The following is a 17,303-nucleotide window of genomic DNA, read 5'->3' as shown; positions in this document are numbered from 1 at the left end:
AAAATGAAGATTATGAAACTTAAAAGCATATTCGCATCCCTTGTCATGGTAGCCGCACTCTTTTCTTCGTGCGACCGTGACGTAAACGATTGGGAAGTGGCTACCGGTGAGAACCGTTTGTTTAAGCCTTTGATTTTCGAGGCAAGTACGTTGAAGCCTACTTCCATTCAGATTAAACACACCAGAGTGGTTGATGCAGCTAACTATATATTTGAATTCAGTAAAGATGCCGACTTTACAAATGTAGATAGAACAGTTGTTATTTTGGCAGATACCCTGACTCCATTTGCTGATTCAAACACGGCCATGAAGGTGGAATATCGTACTTGGTTTGAGGGATTTGACGGTACTACTAATTACTGGGTACGTATGCATGCTGAGAATGCAGATGCATCATTAAAATCAAAATTAAGTTCATTTACGTTTACCACTCCGGCCGAACAGATATTCAGAGGGTGCAGACCAACTGTTAATAGTCTGACTATGCTTTGGGAGCAGACAGAGCGAGTAACTAATCTTGTGCTGATGGATGCAGATAGTACGGTAATTGATAATCATGTACTGACTGCAACTGAAATACAGAATGCAACTGCTACTTTTGAAAATCTTGACATGGGAGTTCCTTATATTGTACAGATATTCTATAATGAAGTGCTGCGTGGAACGATGGATGTGAAAACTTCCGGTTTTATAGGTAGCGTTGTTCTTAATATTCCTGGTCATATTGCGGTGGAAAATATTAATGAGTTCCTTGTAGAGTATGCAGGAAAGGGTTACAAGAAGGCTACGATTAATTTTGCAGCTGGTTTGGAATGGAATTTGGAAGGTACAATTACGATTCCGACCGGAATAGAGTATGTTAGTTTTGTTGGTTCAGAGAACTCTAATGGCAAGCTGTCTCAATTGAACAAAGTTTATTTTGCCATCGAAAGTGAAGTGAAAGATGTTAGCTTTGAATACCTCAGCATGAACTCCGATGGTGGATTTATGTTCCAGGTAGGTGCGCAGAAGTTCCACGATATTACTTTTGAAGGCTGTGAAGTGAAACAAGTTAATTCTGCTGTCCGTCTCCATAGTGGTGCAGAAGGCAATAGTGTCAACTTCAATAACTGTTGGGTATCGAACACTGGTGGTTGGAGCTTCCTCAATGTAGGCTCAGGCTGTACAATTCCTGCTATCAATGTTACGAATAGTACATTAACTGAATTCAACACCCGTATTGCCGATATACGTGTGAAGACTGATATCAAATTCAAGAATGTGACTTTGGTAAATATTGCAGAGAAGATGACTCACCTTTGGTTACTTGACAACAACTCCAAACCGACTGTGACTATTGAAAACTGTATTTTTGCCGGTCCTAATGGTGGTCAGAAACTACACTCTACGAATGGTAATTATAGCAATGTTACTATTTCTTATGGTGGTTCTTACAAGACAAATGATTTAATAGAAGATTCTCGCCCGCTGGATGATATTACGGTTGTGAACCTGGATATCTATGGCTTGTTTGTGGATCCTGCCAATGGTGATTTCCACATCAAACAAGGTGCTGGATTTGCAGGAACCGGAGTCGCGGGAGACCCGAGATGGTTTTAATAAGTAGGTATTAGATTCAGGATAAGATTCTCTCAAAAAGGAAAGTCCGGGCTTTAAAAAGTCCGGACTTTCTGTATAAATGCTTATCACTAACCACTAATCATTTTTTTCCCTTCCTTGTATTCTGAAGGTGTCATCCCCACCTGCTTCTTGAAGCATTTGCTGAAATACTTCGGATCGTTGAATCCCGTCATATACGCTACTTGTGAGAAGTTGTACTCTCCGCTATCTATTAACTGTACGGCACGTTTGATTCGGATTTCCCGTATGAAGTCCACTGGTGATAGGCCGATGATAGATTTTAGTTTTTGATAGAAGACGGTACGTCCCATATTCAGTTTCTGTGCAAACTCTTCGATGGTCAGGTCGGAGTTATCCATTTCTTTTTCCATAACTTCCATTACCTGCTGCATGAATTGTTTGTCGAATGGAGTGATTTGTGGCTGTGACGGGGATATATCAATAGACGGTGCAGTGGGGTTTTCCTGCTTTTCAGACCATTGTTTCCAGAGAATATCCTGTAACTGCTTACGTTGATGTAGCAACGATTTGATACGTGCTTTCAGGTAAGTAGCACTGAAAGGCTTGGTGATATAATCGTCGATCCCCTGCTCCAATCCGGAGATGCGGTCATCCAATGATGATTTGGCGGATAAGAGGATGATGGGGATATGACAAATCTCCCGATTCTCTTTAATGTTCTTCACCATATCCAGACCATCCATTACAGGCATCATGATGTCGCTGATGATAAGATCAGGAATATGCTCTTGTGCACGTTCTAAACCTTCTTGACCGTTAGTTGCCTCAATGACTTTGTAGTTTTCCGAAAGAATAGTATGCAAGAAGCTCCGAAGCTCTGTATTGTCTTCTACGATCAGAATGGAAATCGGATCAGCTTCGTCGGTATCCGTAGGTATATCCTGAGAAACTTCATCCATTTTATTGTCGGTTTCTGTGGAAGCTCCGTCATTCAGAATGAATTCAGTGTTTTCATGAGTTTCATATATTTTCTGCCCCATTGGCAGGGTGACAATAAATTCACTACCTACTTCGGGCTGGCTCTTCACTTCAATGCTACCACAATGCAACTCTATTAATTCTTTTACGAGTGACAAGCCGATGCCGGAGGACGGTTGTAATATATTGTATTTCACTAAAGTCTCAAAGCGTTGGAAAAGCGTCTGCTGCTTCTTTGGATCAATACCGATTCCTTCGTCAGCTACGGATACAATCAGCTTGTCTCCCTCTGCATTGGCATGAACAGTAATAGACTTGTTGACAGGCGTATATTTGAAAGCGTTGGATAACAGGTTGAAAATTATCTTCTCGAATTTATCCTGATCAATCCAGGCGGATATTATCTTCTGGTTTGTTTGTAATTGATAGTTTATATTCTTTTCTTCAGCGATAAGACGGAAATTATCCATTACTTTTTCCAGCAAGACAACCACATTGGTCTTTTCCAACAGTACTTTCATCTTCTTATTTTCTATTTTGCGGAAATCCAGAATCTGGTTCACCAAGTGGAGCATACGTTCCGTATTTTTGTGTACCAATGTCAGGTGTTTACGTGCATTGGCAGATAGAGTCGTTTCATGTTCCAACACTTCGGTTACCGGACTGGCTATCAGTGTTAGCGGGGTGCGTAACTCGTGCGAAATGTCTGTGAAGAAACGTAGTTTGATGTTTGCCAGTTGTTGTTCCAGGTTGATTCGGTGGTGCAGACGATATATATAGAGAATGATATAAACGATCGTTGCAGTCGATACTATGAATAAAATGGCATAAAGTATCCATGCCCAATAGGTCTCCCAGAATGTAGGAAGCACTATAATGGGAAGAACACGTGTACCGTTTTCCATCCATACCCCATCGCTGTTAGTAGATCGTATCTGCAGTTCATAATCTCCGGGAGGGAGGTTGATATAACTGGCAGACCGGCTGTTGTCTACTTCGTTCCAATTTTCTTCCAGACCTTTCAGACGATAAGCGTAACTGATGGATTGTGGATCAATGTAATCCAGTGCAGCAAACTGGAAAGTTACATTTCGTTCGGAAGGTTTCAGTTTTAATTCTTTCAGATCATCAATATCCAGATCTTGAGAAGTTCCTTGTATCTTGAGCCCGGTGAATACGATAGGAGGAACATAGCTACTTTTTTGAAGTTGCTCAGGGAATATTCTCAGAATGCCGATATCTGTTCCAAGTAATAGCTGGTGATGTTGGCTCTGCACAGGAGCGGCTTCGGTGAAGTATAGATCCTGTTGCAGATATTTCTTGTCGTAATGTTCAAAGGTCTCTTTGTCCGGATGAAAACATGCCAGTGCATTTTCTGCTATTATCCAGAGATTCCCTTTATTATCTTCTATCATAGATTCCACAAGGTCTGAGGGGAGGCCGTTTTGGGTAGTGTATGTTTTGAATTCTATTTGGTCACTTAGCAGATTTTCGGACAATATTTTATTGAGACCTCCGGTAAACGATAGGACGTAGGTATCTTTCCGGCTGTCGGTATAAATGTAGATGACATCGTTGCTGCAAAGGCTGGATACTTTATCAGGGATACGTATATTCCGGTAGAATTCAATTTGTTCCGGTTGTGTAAATTCGCTGGAGAAGGTGAGTAAACCCTCCGTTGTCCCCACCAATAATACCCGGTTAGCTTCAGTGATGTACCGTACTTTGGCAAAGCGATCTTTCGAATATCCCGTTAATTTATTGCCGCTATGCAGAAAGCGTATGTCTCCTTCCTGCGTTTCTTCAATCAGATTCAATCCGCCACCATAACATCCTATCCAAATACGGTTTTTGCTATCCTGAAAGATGGTATAAATACTGTTGTAACTTAAACTGTACGGATCATCCTTTTGACGGGTGAACTGACGCATTTTGAAACGGTCATCCCCTGTTCTTTCCAGACGGAAAAGTCCGTCCTGTTTGCTACCCATCCAAATGATACCTTCTTTATCTTCCATGAAACAATAAATATTCTTGGAAAACGACACAGGATTAGAACTGATAGTTCCTTCCGGAGTCAGATAGCCCTTCAGGCTGCCGTCCGTCCGATATATCCTGACAGAACCTTTTTTGGTAGATGTCCAGAGATTCTTTTCCTTATCTATAAGAAAAGCACGGGTCTCGAAGCCGGTGTCAATGGATTGGAGGTGGCAGGCGTGCGGGAAGAAAGATATTTTGGTAACATCCCAGGTATTGCAGAACCATAGGTTGCCCTGACGGTCCAGGAAGTAGTTTAGAATGTTGGGACTATACTTCGAATTTGGATTGTCGTAATCAGTATAATAGGGTTTCAACTGGCGGTTTCTCCGGTCGTAGTAACAGAAACCACCCTGATGGGGGACCATCCACAAGGTTCCCTGTGAATCTTCGAAAATGAAATCACGGTTTACACGTTCGGCATTTGGCAGATCCTCCTTGGGAGTGATGTAGTGTTGCTTATCTTCTGTAACCAGGTTGTACCTTACTACTCCCGGGGTATCGGCAAACATCCATAATTCTCCGTGATGATCTTTGAATACGGATAATACTTTGGGAGAAAGTTTGGTTGAAGTACGAGGATCGATAAGCCTGTATCTGCCTTCTCCGGCAAAAAAGATATATAAACCTTCATCTGTACAAAGCCCAATACTATCTTTGCCGAGATTCTGCATGGAATTAATGGTATTAGAAGAGAGGAAAGGTGCTTCATTAAACTGTAATTGCTGTGTCTGGGGATTGTATATCACCAATTGATTATCATTGGATACCAGATATATCTTACCATTATTTTCTTTAATGCTCTTGAATGGTATATCCGATTCAATCTTCTTTTTGCCGATGATGGATATTCCTTTATCAGTCAGGATCCACTCATCTCCTTCACTGTCCTGATGTACAGTGATAATGTGACTCCCTTTCAGATTTTTTTGTTCCGGACTGTAAAGAGTGATACCTTCTCCTTCTTTACAACTCAGTTCGTCGATTCGGAATGCTTCCTGTTCGCACAGAATCCAGCTGATACCTTTTGGTAGAGCATAAATGGTACGTACGGCATATGTTTGTTCGCTCTGGTTTTCGTAAGGGCGCAGAACATCTATAAACTTCTCGCTACGTGTGTCGAACAGATAAACGCGGAGATCATAAGTCTGACACCAGATGTCACAAGTCTGGGTCTGAGTGATGGAAGACAGGCGGTTGCTGGTCAGGTTGGAGCCGTCTCCCGGGAATGCTTTATAATTTTTGAAGGTATACCCGTCGAATTTATTCAGACCATTCCAGGTTGAGAACCAGATAAGCCCTTTTGAATCTTGTACGATATTCGTTACCGTTCGCTGTGCTAATCCATTGTAAGCAGAGAAATGTTGTATCTGGCACACAGGTTGGGCAGCAGCTTTACAGGTAATGAAGATTATAAATAGCAGTAAATAAATAGTTTGTGATAGGATGTACTTTCTCATTGCATGACTGATTGAGTTTTCTTATGCAAATATACAACAAAAACTACTCTCTTCCTTAATATTCTTTAATTCCCCGGAAAATCTTCTCAGACTGCTTGTTTATATGCTCAATATTTCGATATATTTGTGATATCAAAATGATATCAATTAAATCTGTAAAGTATGGAAGCAAAAGAATTGAATTTTAATGGATTTAAGATGAACGGTTTCTTAGGATTATTCATTCATCTTATCGTGTTGCCGGCACTTATTATCTTCGGCCTTACCACATGTGTTCCGACAGCGATTGTTGCTGGTATCCTTTGCATTGTCTGGTGCATTATGTTTGCCGGTTATATGCAATTGGAACCGAATGAGGCCCGGGCCATGGTGTTCTTTGGTAAATACAAAGGGACATTTAAAGAAACAGGCTTTTTCTGGGTAAATCCGTTCCTGGATAAGAAGAAACTCTCTCTTCGTGCACGAAATCTGGATGTAGAACCTATCAAGGTGAACGACAAAATAGGTAATCCTATTCTGATTGGCTTGGTGCTGGTATGGAAACTTAAAGATACTTATAAGGCCATGTTTGAAATTGATTCACAGACCATGGCATCCTCTGCACATACAGTAACAGGCAATGCGAATCAAATTAGTATAGGTAATGCAGTTGCCAGCCGTATGAATGCCTTTGAAAACTTTGTAAAGATACAAAGTGACGCTGCTTTACGTCAGGTGGCCGGGCAATATGCTTACGATGATAACGAAGCGGATACTGAAGAGTTGACACTTCGTTCCGGCGGTGAAGAAATCAATGAACAATTGGAACAGAAACTGAATGAACGCCTTGCTATGGCAGGTATGGAAGTGGTGGAAGCACGTATCAACTATTTGGCTTATGCACCTGAAATTGCCGCAGTGATGCTTCGCCGTCAGCAGGCTTCAGCTATTATCACTGCCCGCGAGAAAATAGTGGAAGGTGCTGTTTCTATGGTAAAAATGGCTTTGCATAAACTTTCCGAAGAAGAGATTGTTGAATTGGACGAGGAAAAAAAGGCGGCTATGGTCAGTAACCTATTAGTAGTGCTTTGTGCGGATGAGGCTGCACAGCCAATTGTAAACGCAGGTACATTAAATCATTAAATTCAAATAGTATGAATTTCTCTTTTTTATATAAGTGGGCATTACTGCTTGGCTTATTGCTGGGACATGTAGTAGCGGTTTTTGCTCAGGATGCAAATATAAATCGTGCAGAGCATGTATATGAATTGTTTGTAGCAAATCAGGCTGATAGTATCCATGCTCTCCTGAACAAGAATTTACAGGAAAAATTATCTCCGGAAGTTTTTAGGGATATGTTCAAGCAGTCGGAAAAGCAGTTCGGGAAACTTCAGTCCAAAGGCGAATGGCGGAAAGAAAGTGCTGAGGGGATTACGCTCTATCATCGTGATTTGAAGTTTGAGCGTTACGACCTTCGTTTCCTGCTGTCTTTTGATGCAGATGGTGGGATGAATACGATTCGTCTAATGCCTGTGCCTGCTGCCTCTACAGCAAAGCCGGTGGTTTATAATAAAGAGAAGATGCTGGAACGGGATATAACGGTTGGAGCGGATGGCTTTAAGCTACCCGGAACACTGACATTGCCTGTAGGGAAGAAAAAGGTGCCTGTGGTAATTCTCGTACATGGTTCCGGGCCGCAAGATCGTGATGAGACTGTAGGGCCGAATAAACCTTTTCGTGATTTAGCTTGGGGATTGGCGGAACGTGGCATTGCAACGATCCGTTATGATAAACGTACGAAAATCTATGGTGCCGCTTGTGTGCCGGAAGGTCGTGAAATTGATTATGACACAGAAAGTGTGGATGATGCTATAGCCATTGTTGCTTGGGCAAAGACGTTGCCGGAGGTTGATGCTGACAGTGTTTATGTGTTAGGCCATAGTTTGGGTGCCACACTTGCCCCTCGTATTGCAGAACGGGCCGACGGATTGACTGGAATTATTCTTGTTGCTGCTTTAGCCCGTCCGTTTGAAGATGCAATTGTTGAGCAGATGACCTATATTTCTTCTTTGACAGATTCTTCTGCCCGTGCCAAAGAACAGATTGCTGAAATAAAAAAGCAGGCAGATAATATAAAGAAGTTGGGTACACCGGATTTTGATGACAAACTTCCTTTGCTATTGAATGTTCCTCGTCCCTATTGGGAATTTGCTAATGCTTATAAACCTGTAGAAGTGGCATCTAAATTGACTTTACCTATGCTGATCTTACAAGGTGAGCGTGATTATCAGGTTACTATGCAGGATTTCGGCTTATGGCGTTTTGGACTTTTGCGTAATAAGAATGCTTTCTTTAAATCTTACCCTAAACTCAATCATATGTTGCAGGAAGGTAGTGGTAAGGCTACCCCATTTGAATATAACCAGGCGTCACCTGTAGTGGGATATGTTATGGACGATATTGTATCATTCATCCATAACGGAAGTCTGTTATGATACAAAGTCAATAGTAAATTGTTTAATCGTAAAATAGAATCGTGGCTAAAAAAGAAACTTCAACCAAAAGCTTTGTCTTGCGTGTAGATGCAGCGACTATGGATGCTATTGAAAAATGGGCAGCCGATGAGTTTCGCAGCACTAACGGACAGCTTCAGTGGATTATTGCTGAGGCTTTGCGGAAGAGTGGGCGGATGAAGAAAACTAAAAATATTCCTTCGCCTGAAGAACTGGAATCGTAATTTATAATTCATAATTCATATTTCTATGTTAAATCTTGGTTCTTATTCAACTAAAGAGTTTCCTAATATCCGTGTATATCCTACCGTAATAGACCGTATACTGGAAGGTGTTGCTGTTTTATTAGCTGTTGCTGCTTGGGGGTGTGCTATATGGGTGTATACACATGCAGAAGATAAGATTGTAGCAAACTTTTCTTTGTTAGCTGCCGGATTAGGTACTTTCTGTCTTCTTTTGGTAGGTTTCTCTGCATATTTCCCTATCCGCTGGATACGTTTTCCGGTACGTATTACGGAACGTAATGTGGCAGTGCAGTATCTTATGGCAGTTCGCATTGCCCGGATATTAAATGTTTGTTTAACTTTGCTGTTTCTTACTCTTGTCTTTAGTAAAGTTGAGGTGGAATATGGTATTCCACAAGGACTGTGTAATATAATAACAGGAGCTGTCGGTGGTTTGCTGATATTGGTGCTTATTGTGTATTATATCCTGGCGTTTAAGTATAAATAGGGATGTTTACAGGTCTATATACCTAATTATGACTACTGCCTTCTTTCATTATACCTTGTTTTAGGGATTGCAGCATCTTCGCAAATGCCCTACTTTTGCATCATCAGATTTAATGAATTAGTTAGTCATAATTACGTAACCACTTTTATTAAGGAAAAAAGGTTCCCGTCTTCCCCGATGTGATATCGTGAAAGAACGGGGATTTTTTCATTTAATACCCTGTTGACAAGAAGTTAAGAGTTTGTCAGCAGGAAGTTAACTCCTTGTTGACAAACTCTTAACTTCTTGTAATCCTGAGAAAGTAGTCATAATATTCTTGTTTTCGGTCTATTCTCAGTATGTTTTCATCTTTGTGCTATTGATCAACACAAACAGATAAAAATGAAGTTGGATTTAATAAGGAGGAAGATTATATAATGCAAGACTATTGCAGCTAAATATGCAAGAGAAAGTTATTAAATAATGGTATCTGGTATTGAGGAAAGTAGAAAGAATCATTAATTTGTAGTAGTGTTGGGAACTTTAGGAACCAATACAATAAAGATTAGAGGGTATGTCAGGAGTATTTCCTGGTGTACCCTTTTCTTTATAAGTTATCCTTAATATCTTGCAATTCTACCAATTTATTCACAATGGCGTAAATGGTCAGACCTGCCGGAGAGTGTATTTGCAGTTTACGGGCGATATTCCGGCGGTGAGTGATAACTGTATGGATAGAAAGATAAAGTTGGTCGGCAATGGCTTTGTTGGTCATGCCTTTCACAACACAGGTAATAATTTCTTTTTCTCGTTGGCTGAGTGTTTCCTGTTCACTCTCTTTTTCTTCTTCTTCGTCAGTGCACAGCAGTTGGTTTATTTTAGTGGCAATGGTGTCCGGATCATCGCATATCGAGAGATGGTCATCGTATTCTTTTAATGAATTGCTGTCGATTACGGAACATACAAGGGCCAGATATTTAGTTTCTACCTTGCCATTTTCTGTCTTGAATGCAGGAAGATCAAACCAGCCGCCAAAAGTAGGGTTGACAATCAGTATATCAGGTGTATGCAAGTGTATGTAACTTTGCAAAGACTCTGGGGAAGAAACCTCTATAGGTACTACATTCAGATTAGGCAGGCGCTTCAATACTGTCGTAAGTCCGCTTCGGATAATGACAGAAGTTTCAGCGACTGCTATCTTTACAGAAACATTATTGTTCATTTTTCAATCTCCTTTCCAGTTGGGCTACAGCAGGAACAAACATATAGTCTTCTACCTGACAGTGTGAAGCAAGGTCATGTTCGCAGTTGAAGATGTCAAAAAGAACAGCATTGAGCTTGTTGTTGTTCTCTTTTTCCGGATAATATTTAATGATGATATTTTTCAGTTCGGTCAGTTTGGATTCAATCTGATTGTGCTTGCTGGCAAAGGTTGCTATATCATAGTTCTCTGCAAGTTTGCCTTCGAGCAGTTTTTCGACATAGGTGAACACAGCCTCATTTTCATATTCCATGTGGCGACGTACCTCTTTGGCATATTCATCGAAGAATTTCAGAATGAGATAGGCAATATTATCCGATCCCGAGCAATCGATAGATTCGATGAGCTTACGACGGATAACAGGTAATTTAAAATCGAGAAAGTAAGTGTGCGCCCGTTTCAGGTAATCCATAAGGGCTGAGATGGAAAATACATTTTCATCTCCACTATAGGTATATTGCTCTTCGCTGATGAAATTGGCTACTGCGAGAAAGGTGCGGTAGTCTACGCCTTGTGCCTCACAAACGTCCTTTACACTCTTATCTCCAAATCCCAGGGAGAGGCCGAAGCGGCTCATAACCATTAATAAGGAGTAGTTATCACAGATAAGGTCGCTCATTTTGTCTGTGGCGCGATACTTATGCGGTTCATTCATTGCAGATTATCCTTTCTTTCTTTGTTAATTCGTGCGCAAAGTAACGGATTTTCCCCGGGAATTGCAATCGCTATATGTAGGTATTTTGTGTTTAGTCTTATTTAACGAGGAAAATTAGTTTATAAACTAAATATTTTAGTTCTTTGCGAAAAACAAATGAAGAGTTATGAAAGGATTGACTGCAAAAGAAGAGGAAATCATGGGATTTTTCTGGGAGAAAGGTCCGTTGTTTGTGAAGGAGATGCTGGCTTTCTATGAAGAGCCGAAGCCGCATTTTAATACGCTGTCCACAATTGTGAGGGGATTGGAAGATAAGGGTTTCCTGGCACATAAGACTTACGGTAACACGTACCAGTATTATGCTGTGGTGAATAGGGAAGACTTCAGCAAGGGAACGCTGAAGAAAGTGATTAGTAAGTACTTCAATAATTCATATCTCAACGCAGTATCATCGTTGGTAAAGGAGGAAGATATCTCACTGGAAGATTTGAAGCAGCTGATTGCGGAAGTGGAGAGAGGGAAGATATAGTAACTTTAAATATCGAAGATTATGAAAAACATTGCTATAATTTGTTTAGTGTTGGTAGCTGTTTGCACAGGCTTACAGGCGAAGAAGGTGGTGAAAGCTCCTTATTTCATGGCAACGAGTACCAACCAAATAGAATTCCAGAAAGTGATATTAGGGAAAGATACGACATGGATAGAGGCTAAAATATATTCCAGACCGGGTGAAGGAATAAGAATAGACTCAACTGCTGTCGTACAGGTAGGGGAGAAAATGTATGCTTATCTGGGGGGCGATGGATTTTCGAAAGAGTTTTGGACAAATCTTCCGGCTTCGGGTGAACTGGCTGTGACTTTGAAGTTTGAACCGATTCCTATGGATGCGGAAAGTCTCGACTTTTATGAAATGCCTGCAAAGAAGAGTGAAGGATGGAATATTTATGGGGTGCGTCTGGATGGTAAGAAGCCGGAAATCGGAATATCAGAGAAACTGTTGAATCAGCAATTGGATTATTCTCAGCCTTTGCCTGACCCTGATTTGAAAAATGGAAAGACGGTGATCCGCGGACATATATTAGGTTACAATCCGGCATATGGAACTACTCTGAATTTCAATTGCAGTGACTGGTTCTTTTTTGATGTATTTGGTCAATCCATTCCGATAGCTGAGGATGGAAGCTTTTATTATGAAACAAACTTGATGATACCGGGTGATGCTACATTGCGTGTGGGGAGGAAGAGGTTTGAGATATTTTTGGTACCGGGTGGTGAGCTTGAAATAACATTTAATTTACCGGAAATTTACTGGTCGGAAAGCCGTTTGTTCGGGAAGAAAGATGGAAGACCACTGGTTTGGTTTGAGGGTACGTATGCCGGTCTGAATACTGAACTAACAAAGTATGCCGGACTGACGAGTATTTACAGCGCGGATAGTTTTTATGAGAATATTTGCGGTGTCACTCCTGCCCAATATAAAAAGTATGTGACGAAGATTTACGAAAAAAATCGTGATGAAATACTAAAGAATAAGTTGCTGAGTGATGCTGCACGCACATACATGATAAACAATCTGGAAATGTCGTATTTCTTTGCTATCAAGGGGTATAAGGGTACAATCAGTTATGCCCCGATGATCAGTGGAAAAAAAGGAGTGAAGCGTGCGGATATGACGGTAGGTGAGAACTATTATGATGATATCCTGAAATTGGATTTTATTCATTCTCCTTATATACGATATGGCGGTTATCCTGATTTTGTTCGTGCTGCAACCGAGGATTTCAAAGGTAAGTTTGAACCGCAACCTATCTGGGAGGATATCTTACGGGCGAGACCTTTAGGATCTACTCTTGCCCGCCTGAAGCCATTGTCGGAGAAACAGATGCTGACGTTGGATAGTATATCCGAACCGGAAATCAAGAAAGCTTTGACCATCAGAAATCAGAAAGTGGCGGATTTACTTGCAGAGAGTGCAAAGAAAACTGGTTATACGATCTGCCAACTTGATACGGCAGTTACAGCGGACAGTTTGTTAGCAGTTATCACTCGTCCTTATCGTGGTAAAGTGGTTCTGATAGATATGTGGAATACTTGGTGTGGTCCTTGTATGCGAGCTATGAATAGTTTGAAACCAGTTAAAGAAGAACTGAAAGATGTAGTATATGTCTATGTAGCGGATGAAAGTTCACCCGAAGGAAAGTGGAAAATCACAATACCTGATATTCACGGAATTCATTACCGGATTACGAATGAACAAAGTGCTGCATTAGGCAAATTATATGAGTATCCGGGAATACCTACATACTTTGTGATAGATCGGGAAGGGAAGCTTTCATATAAAGTTACAGGTTTCCCCGGTGCGGAAAAGATGAGAGAAGAATTGATTAAATTATAAATTGTACATCCATATGGGAATTTTCTTTGTCTATATACTGAAGTCGTCGGTTTGTCTGGTGGTATTTTATTTATTCTACCGATTATTGCTGAGTCGCGAAACGTTTCATCGTTTCAACCGGGTGGCGCTATTGAGCATTCTGTTGTTATCGTGCCTCTTGCCATTGGTAGAGGTAACCGTAGAGGAACAGACAGAAGTTCATCAGACCATGATGACTTTAGAACAGTGGTTGATGCTGGCGGATATGATGAACACGGCTAGTGCTACGGATTTACAGGCAGAGGAAGTGACGGTGACTTGGATACAGGTTGCATTGTTGGTGTACCTGGCAGGAATTTTACTCTTTGCCCTACGCAATGGGTATTCGTTGTTGAAATTAGGCGGGTTGCTAAAATCTGGTAGGAAAGAGAATTTAAGTAAATATATCGATGGGGGAGAGAAAGTGACTCTGATAGTACATGACCGTGATATAGCTCCGTTCAGTTGGATGAAATATATTGTTATTTCGGAAAAAGATCTGGATGAGAATGGTCGGGAGATACTTATTCATGAATTGGCTCATATTCAGAATCGGCATTCATGGGACTTGTTGGTGGCGGATATTTGTATCTTCTTCCAGTGGTTCAATCCGGCTTCATGGTTATTGAAACAGGAGCTACAGAATATCCATGAGTATGAGGCTGATGAAACGGTTATTGAGAAAGGCGTTGACGCGAAACAATATCAACTATTATTAATCAAAAAAGCTGTCGGCACAAGGCTCTACTCTATGGCCAACAGCTTTAATCACAGTAAACTTAAAAAACGTATCACTATGATGTTAAAAGAAAAATCGAATCCGTGGGCAAAATTGAAGTATTTATATATACTTCCGGTAGCAGCTATTGCAGTAACAGCTTTTGCCCGTCCTGAAATCTCAGAAACTGCAGAAGAGATTTCTGCCGTCAAAGTTAATGATTTGACAGCAATTGTGGAAGCAAAAGCCGTAAAAAGTACGGAAGAGGTAGTACAAGTAGCTACAGCTCTGAAAGATACAGCTAAACCAGTAGAGGTGAAGTATATTCCCGTGGAAGTGACTGAAAAGTTACAAGGTACTCCTTTCTACGAGGTGGTGGAGCAAATGCCAGAATACCCGGGTGGCATAGCTGCTTCGATGGAGTACATTCAGAAGAATATGCGTTATCCTGAAGCTGCAGAAAAGAATGGTACACAGGGGCGTGTTACGGTGCAATTCATTATCGATAAGGAAGGAAATGTGACAAATCCGAAAGTGCTTCGTTCTGTGGATAAAGACTTGGATGCTGAAGCTATTCGATTAGTGGGAGCGATGCCGAAGTGGAAGCCAGGTATGCAGAAAGGAAAGGCGGTAGCAGTGAAATATACATTGCCGGTGGTATTCAAACTGGAAGGTGGTGAGATAACAAGTTCTCAGTTGGTAACAGTTGCCGGAACCATTCGTGGAGAAGCTGTACCTTTGTTCATTGTGGATGGGAAAGAAGTTCCTTCATCTATAATGGGAGCGTTGAGACCGGAAAGTATAGAGAGTATGACTGTTTTAAAGGATAAATCGGCCGCAGAATTGTATGGAGAAAAGGGAAAGAATGGTGTGATTCTGATTACTTTGAGAGATAAAGAATATCCTATCGTTATAGGAAGCAAAAATACGAACTCAACTTCTACTACTTTACGAGTGAAAGGGACAAGTAAATCATCTACTCTTCCCGGAATACAGAATGTATATGTAAATCGTAAGAAGGCGGATTTGGGAGATGCGATTATCTATGTGGATGGCGTGGAAATTGAATCAAAGGAAGTCGATTTGGGTAGTGTAGTACCAGCTGACAGAATTGAGAGTATAAGTGTAGAGAAAGATTCAAATAGTGGTAAGGGCAAGATTTATATCACTACCAAAGACAAAAAAGGTGCTGAGAAAACTTCATCCAAAGGTGATATGAAGGTTGAAGGCTTTGTACAGGATAAAGACGGTGAGCCTATTGTGGGGGCATCTGTATTGATAGAAGGAACGCATACAGGGAGTATAACCGATGTGGATGGTCGCTTTGTCTTATCGGTTTCAAAGGGTGATAAATTGATTGTTTCTTATATCAATATGGCGACTGCCAAAGTAAAGGCTGAACCGAAAGTGATAGTTACTTTGAAAGATGAATAAAGTATATATGGTGTAACACTATGATCCGGTGGATAATGAAGTATATACCTTTATTACTGATTGCGACATTGAAATAAAATTAAATACTACTATTATGACACGAAATTCTCTCTTTTTGTTTCTCTTTATGATGTTTGTTTGGGCGGGGCTTTGCTCTGCCCAAACTACTGGTGACAAGTTTGTTCTCATTGACGGATGCTTTTTCAATGGTATGCCACCGGGAGTTCGGAATGATGAAGGAGCTCAAATGATTATGTTGACAGATGAAAAGGGACATACAGCATTGGAGATACGTCTGAATAAGGGGAAAAAATTACCGGATTATGCAATGAAATACCGGGTTTCGGTAGATAAAGTACCCGGAGGGGAGGAATTATTGATGATCTCACGTTCCGGAACACAAAAACCGATGGCGGTTGCCGGAAGTAATACGATTACTCTTGATAAATGGGTAGGTAAGCCATTTCCGGATTTTGAAGTAAAGGATACGGCAGGACGAGTATGGACAAAAGTAGATATTCTAGGAAAGCCTTTCGTGCTGAACTATTGGCATACGGGTTGCCGACCTTGTATCAAAGAAATGCCGGACTTGAATGAATGGATGAAGATCTGTCCGAATGTGACTTATTTCTCCACGACTTGGAATACACCGGAACAAATAAAGAAGATTGTGGAGAACCGTCCTTTCCTTTTTACGCATATTGCCGATGAATTATTTTTCTTCAATCTGTTTAAAGTACAGGTTACACCGACTACAGTGTTGGTAGATAAGAAAGGTATTATCCGCTATTGGGAAGAAGGTACAAGCGAGAGTAAGCGAGCATATCTGCTTGATAGGTTAAAGGAATTATCTGCTGAATAAATACTTTGTTTCTTATTTTTTTGTTTAAATCATTACTTTTAATTATTTTTGTTTGAGACGGTTTAGATTCTATCACTTAAAAGATAATGCTATGAGACAAAGAAAACAAATTCACCAGGGATATAGCTTCTTTTGGGGAGTATTTCTATTATTAGTAATGTCTGCCGCTATATCTATTCATGCTGAAGCCTCTTTCATGAAAGAGCTTGTAATTTTCAAAGATACTTTGAAGAATGACACACTTGTGACACAGTCTCCGAAGAAAGATGGTACATTGGTTATCAGAGACCGCATTCCTATTCCATCCAATGAGCCTTTATACATTGTAAATGGGTTAGAGCTTCCTTATGAAATCTTTGCGGCATTGAATCCTATGCACATTGAAAGCATTGATATTTTGAAAGATGCTTCGGCTACTGCTATTTATGGTACGCGTGGAATAAATGGAGTCATAGTTCTGAAACTGAAAACTCCACAGCAAGTGAAGGAAGAAAAAACGATTAAGCAGATTGATGAGTTGCTGAAACCGAGAGGTGTTGACAGGCGAAATGCACGTTATTATATTGATGGCAAAGAAGTTCCGGCCAGCACTGCGTACCAAACGAACATCGAACAAATGGAAGTGAAAACCGGTGCAGACGGAACTTTGGAAATCTATATTAAACCAATGATTTTCATAAGGGGAGAATATGAATAAGAAA

Annotated in this window: 13 protein-coding genes; 10 read left to right on the top strand and 3 right to left on the bottom strand. The window is 40.7% G+C overall.

Translation table 11 applies throughout. From position 1 onward, the window contains the following. Positions 1 to 12 precede the first annotated feature (12 nt). Complete coding sequence (locus DW036_RS05340) at positions 13 to 1,599, top strand: DUF5123 domain-containing protein (RefSeq protein WP_233560308.1); 1,587 nt, start codon at positions 13 to 15, stop codon at positions 1,597 to 1,599. 89 nt (positions 1,600 to 1,688) lie between these two features. On the opposite strand, the gene DW036_RS05335 is transcribed toward DW036_RS05340, so the two are convergent. Further along, positions 1,689 to 6,056, bottom strand: coding sequence for a response regulator (locus DW036_RS05335; RefSeq protein ID WP_118461882.1), 4,368 nt, complete (start codon positions 6,054 to 6,056; stop codon positions 1,689 to 1,691). Positions 6,057 to 6,218: 162 nt separating this feature from the next. On the opposite strand from DW036_RS05335, the gene DW036_RS05330 reads away from it, so the two are divergent. Genes DW036_RS05330 through DW036_RS05315 form a run of 4 tightly spaced genes read left to right on the top strand, consistent with a single transcriptional unit; the run spans position 6,219 to position 9,280 of the window. After that, positions 6,219 to 7,178, top strand: coding sequence for an SPFH domain-containing protein (locus DW036_RS05330; protein WP_118461880.1), 960 nt, complete (start codon positions 6,219 to 6,221; stop codon positions 7,176 to 7,178). A gap of 11 nt (positions 7,179 to 7,189) precedes the next feature. After that, positions 7,190 to 8,530, top strand: coding sequence for an alpha/beta fold hydrolase (locus DW036_RS05325; RefSeq protein ID WP_118461878.1), 1,341 nt, complete (start codon positions 7,190 to 7,192; stop codon positions 8,528 to 8,530). Positions 8,531 to 8,571: 41 nt separating this feature from the next. Further along, a complete protein-coding gene (locus DW036_RS05320; RefSeq protein ID WP_118461876.1) occupies positions 8,572 to 8,772 on the top strand; it encodes a DNA-binding protein in 201 nt (66 codons plus the stop codon). A 25-nt stretch (positions 8,773 to 8,797) separates the two neighbouring features. After that, entirely contained in the window at positions 8,798 to 9,280 is a 483-nt protein-coding gene (locus DW036_RS05315; RefSeq protein ID WP_118461874.1) for a hypothetical protein, read from the top strand. 586 nt (positions 9,281 to 9,866) lie between these two features. Here the strand turns inward: DW036_RS05315 and DW036_RS05310 are convergent. Further along, complete coding sequence (locus tag DW036_RS05310; RefSeq protein WP_118461873.1) at positions 9,867 to 10,481, bottom strand: response regulator transcription factor; 615 nt, start codon at positions 10,479 to 10,481, stop codon at positions 9,867 to 9,869. Further along, on the bottom strand, positions 10,471 to 11,175 hold the full coding sequence (locus tag DW036_RS05305) for a hemerythrin domain-containing protein (RefSeq protein WP_118461871.1): 705 nt from the start codon (positions 11,173 to 11,175) through the stop codon (positions 10,471 to 10,473). Before DW036_RS05305 ends, DW036_RS05310 begins: the two co-directional genes overlap by 11 nt. Before the next feature lie 166 nt (positions 11,176 to 11,341). On the opposite strand from DW036_RS05305, the gene DW036_RS05300 reads away from it, so the two are divergent. The 5 genes from DW036_RS05300 (at position 11,342) to DW036_RS05280 (ending at position 17,299) form a co-directional block, all read left to right on the top strand. Next, positions 11,342 to 11,704: a BlaI/MecI/CopY family transcriptional regulator gene (locus DW036_RS05300; RefSeq protein ID WP_118461869.1), complete on the top strand. Its 363-nt coding sequence runs from the start codon at positions 11,342 to 11,344 to the stop codon at positions 11,702 to 11,704. Between the two features lie 21 nt (positions 11,705 to 11,725). Then, positions 11,726 to 13,570 carry a TlpA disulfide reductase family protein gene (locus DW036_RS05295; protein ID WP_118461868.1) on the top strand — a complete coding sequence of 615 codons (1,845 nt, stop codon included), beginning with the start codon at positions 11,726 to 11,728 and terminating at the stop codon, positions 13,568 to 13,570. Between the two features lie 13 nt (positions 13,571 to 13,583). Further along, on the top strand, positions 13,584 to 15,740 hold the full coding sequence (locus tag DW036_RS05290) for a M56 family metallopeptidase (RefSeq protein ID WP_118462053.1): 2,157 nt from the start codon (positions 13,584 to 13,586) through the stop codon (positions 15,738 to 15,740). A gap of 94 nt (positions 15,741 to 15,834) precedes the next feature. Then, a complete protein-coding gene (locus DW036_RS05285; RefSeq protein WP_118462052.1) occupies positions 15,835 to 16,602 on the top strand; it encodes a TlpA disulfide reductase family protein in 768 nt (255 codons plus the stop codon). 91 nt (positions 16,603 to 16,693) lie between these two features. Then, positions 16,694 to 17,299, top strand: coding sequence for a TonB-dependent receptor plug domain-containing protein (locus DW036_RS05280; protein ID WP_118461866.1), 606 nt, complete (start codon positions 16,694 to 16,696; stop codon positions 17,297 to 17,299). Positions 17,300 to 17,303 lie beyond the last annotated feature (4 nt).

This window comes from Bacteroides sp. AF39-11AC, assembly GCF_003474285.1.
Lineage (GTDB): Bacteria > Bacteroidota > Bacteroidia > Bacteroidales > Bacteroidaceae > Bacteroides.
This window is presented reverse-complemented; position numbering and strand designations above follow the sequence as displayed.

What these genes read in the sequence shown, in the direction of transcription:
- DW036_RS05340 (WP_233560308.1), top strand. Translation starts at nt 13, where the DNA reads ATGAAACTTAAAAGCATATTCGCATCCCTTGTCATGGTAGCCGCACTC.
- DW036_RS05335 (WP_118461882.1), bottom strand. Translation starts at nt 6,056, where the DNA reads ATGAGAAAGTACATCCTATCACAAACTATTTATTTACTGCTATTTATA.
- DW036_RS05330 (WP_118461880.1), top strand. Translation starts at nt 6,219, where the DNA reads ATGGAAGCAAAAGAATTGAATTTTAATGGATTTAAGATGAACGGTTTC.
- DW036_RS05325 (WP_118461878.1), top strand. Translation starts at nt 7,190, where the DNA reads ATGAATTTCTCTTTTTTATATAAGTGGGCATTACTGCTTGGCTTATTG.
- DW036_RS05315 (WP_118461874.1), top strand. Translation starts at nt 8,798, where the DNA reads ATGTTAAATCTTGGTTCTTATTCAACTAAAGAGTTTCCTAATATCCGT.
- DW036_RS05310 (WP_118461873.1), bottom strand. Translation starts at nt 10,481, where the DNA reads ATGAACAATAATGTTTCTGTAAAGATAGCAGTCGCTGAAACTTCTGTC.
- DW036_RS05305 (WP_118461871.1), bottom strand. Translation starts at nt 11,175, where the DNA reads ATGAATGAACCGCATAAGTATCGCGCCACAGACAAAATGAGCGACCTT.
- DW036_RS05300 (WP_118461869.1), top strand. Translation starts at nt 11,342, where the DNA reads ATGAAAGGATTGACTGCAAAAGAAGAGGAAATCATGGGATTTTTCTGG.
- DW036_RS05295 (WP_118461868.1), top strand. Translation starts at nt 11,726, where the DNA reads ATGAAAAACATTGCTATAATTTGTTTAGTGTTGGTAGCTGTTTGCACA.
- DW036_RS05290 (WP_118462053.1), top strand. Translation starts at nt 13,584, where the DNA reads ATGGGAATTTTCTTTGTCTATATACTGAAGTCGTCGGTTTGTCTGGTG.
- DW036_RS05285 (WP_118462052.1), top strand. Translation starts at nt 15,835, where the DNA reads ATGACACGAAATTCTCTCTTTTTGTTTCTCTTTATGATGTTTGTTTGG.
- DW036_RS05280 (WP_118461866.1), top strand. Translation starts at nt 16,694, where the DNA reads ATGAGACAAAGAAAACAAATTCACCAGGGATATAGCTTCTTTTGGGGA.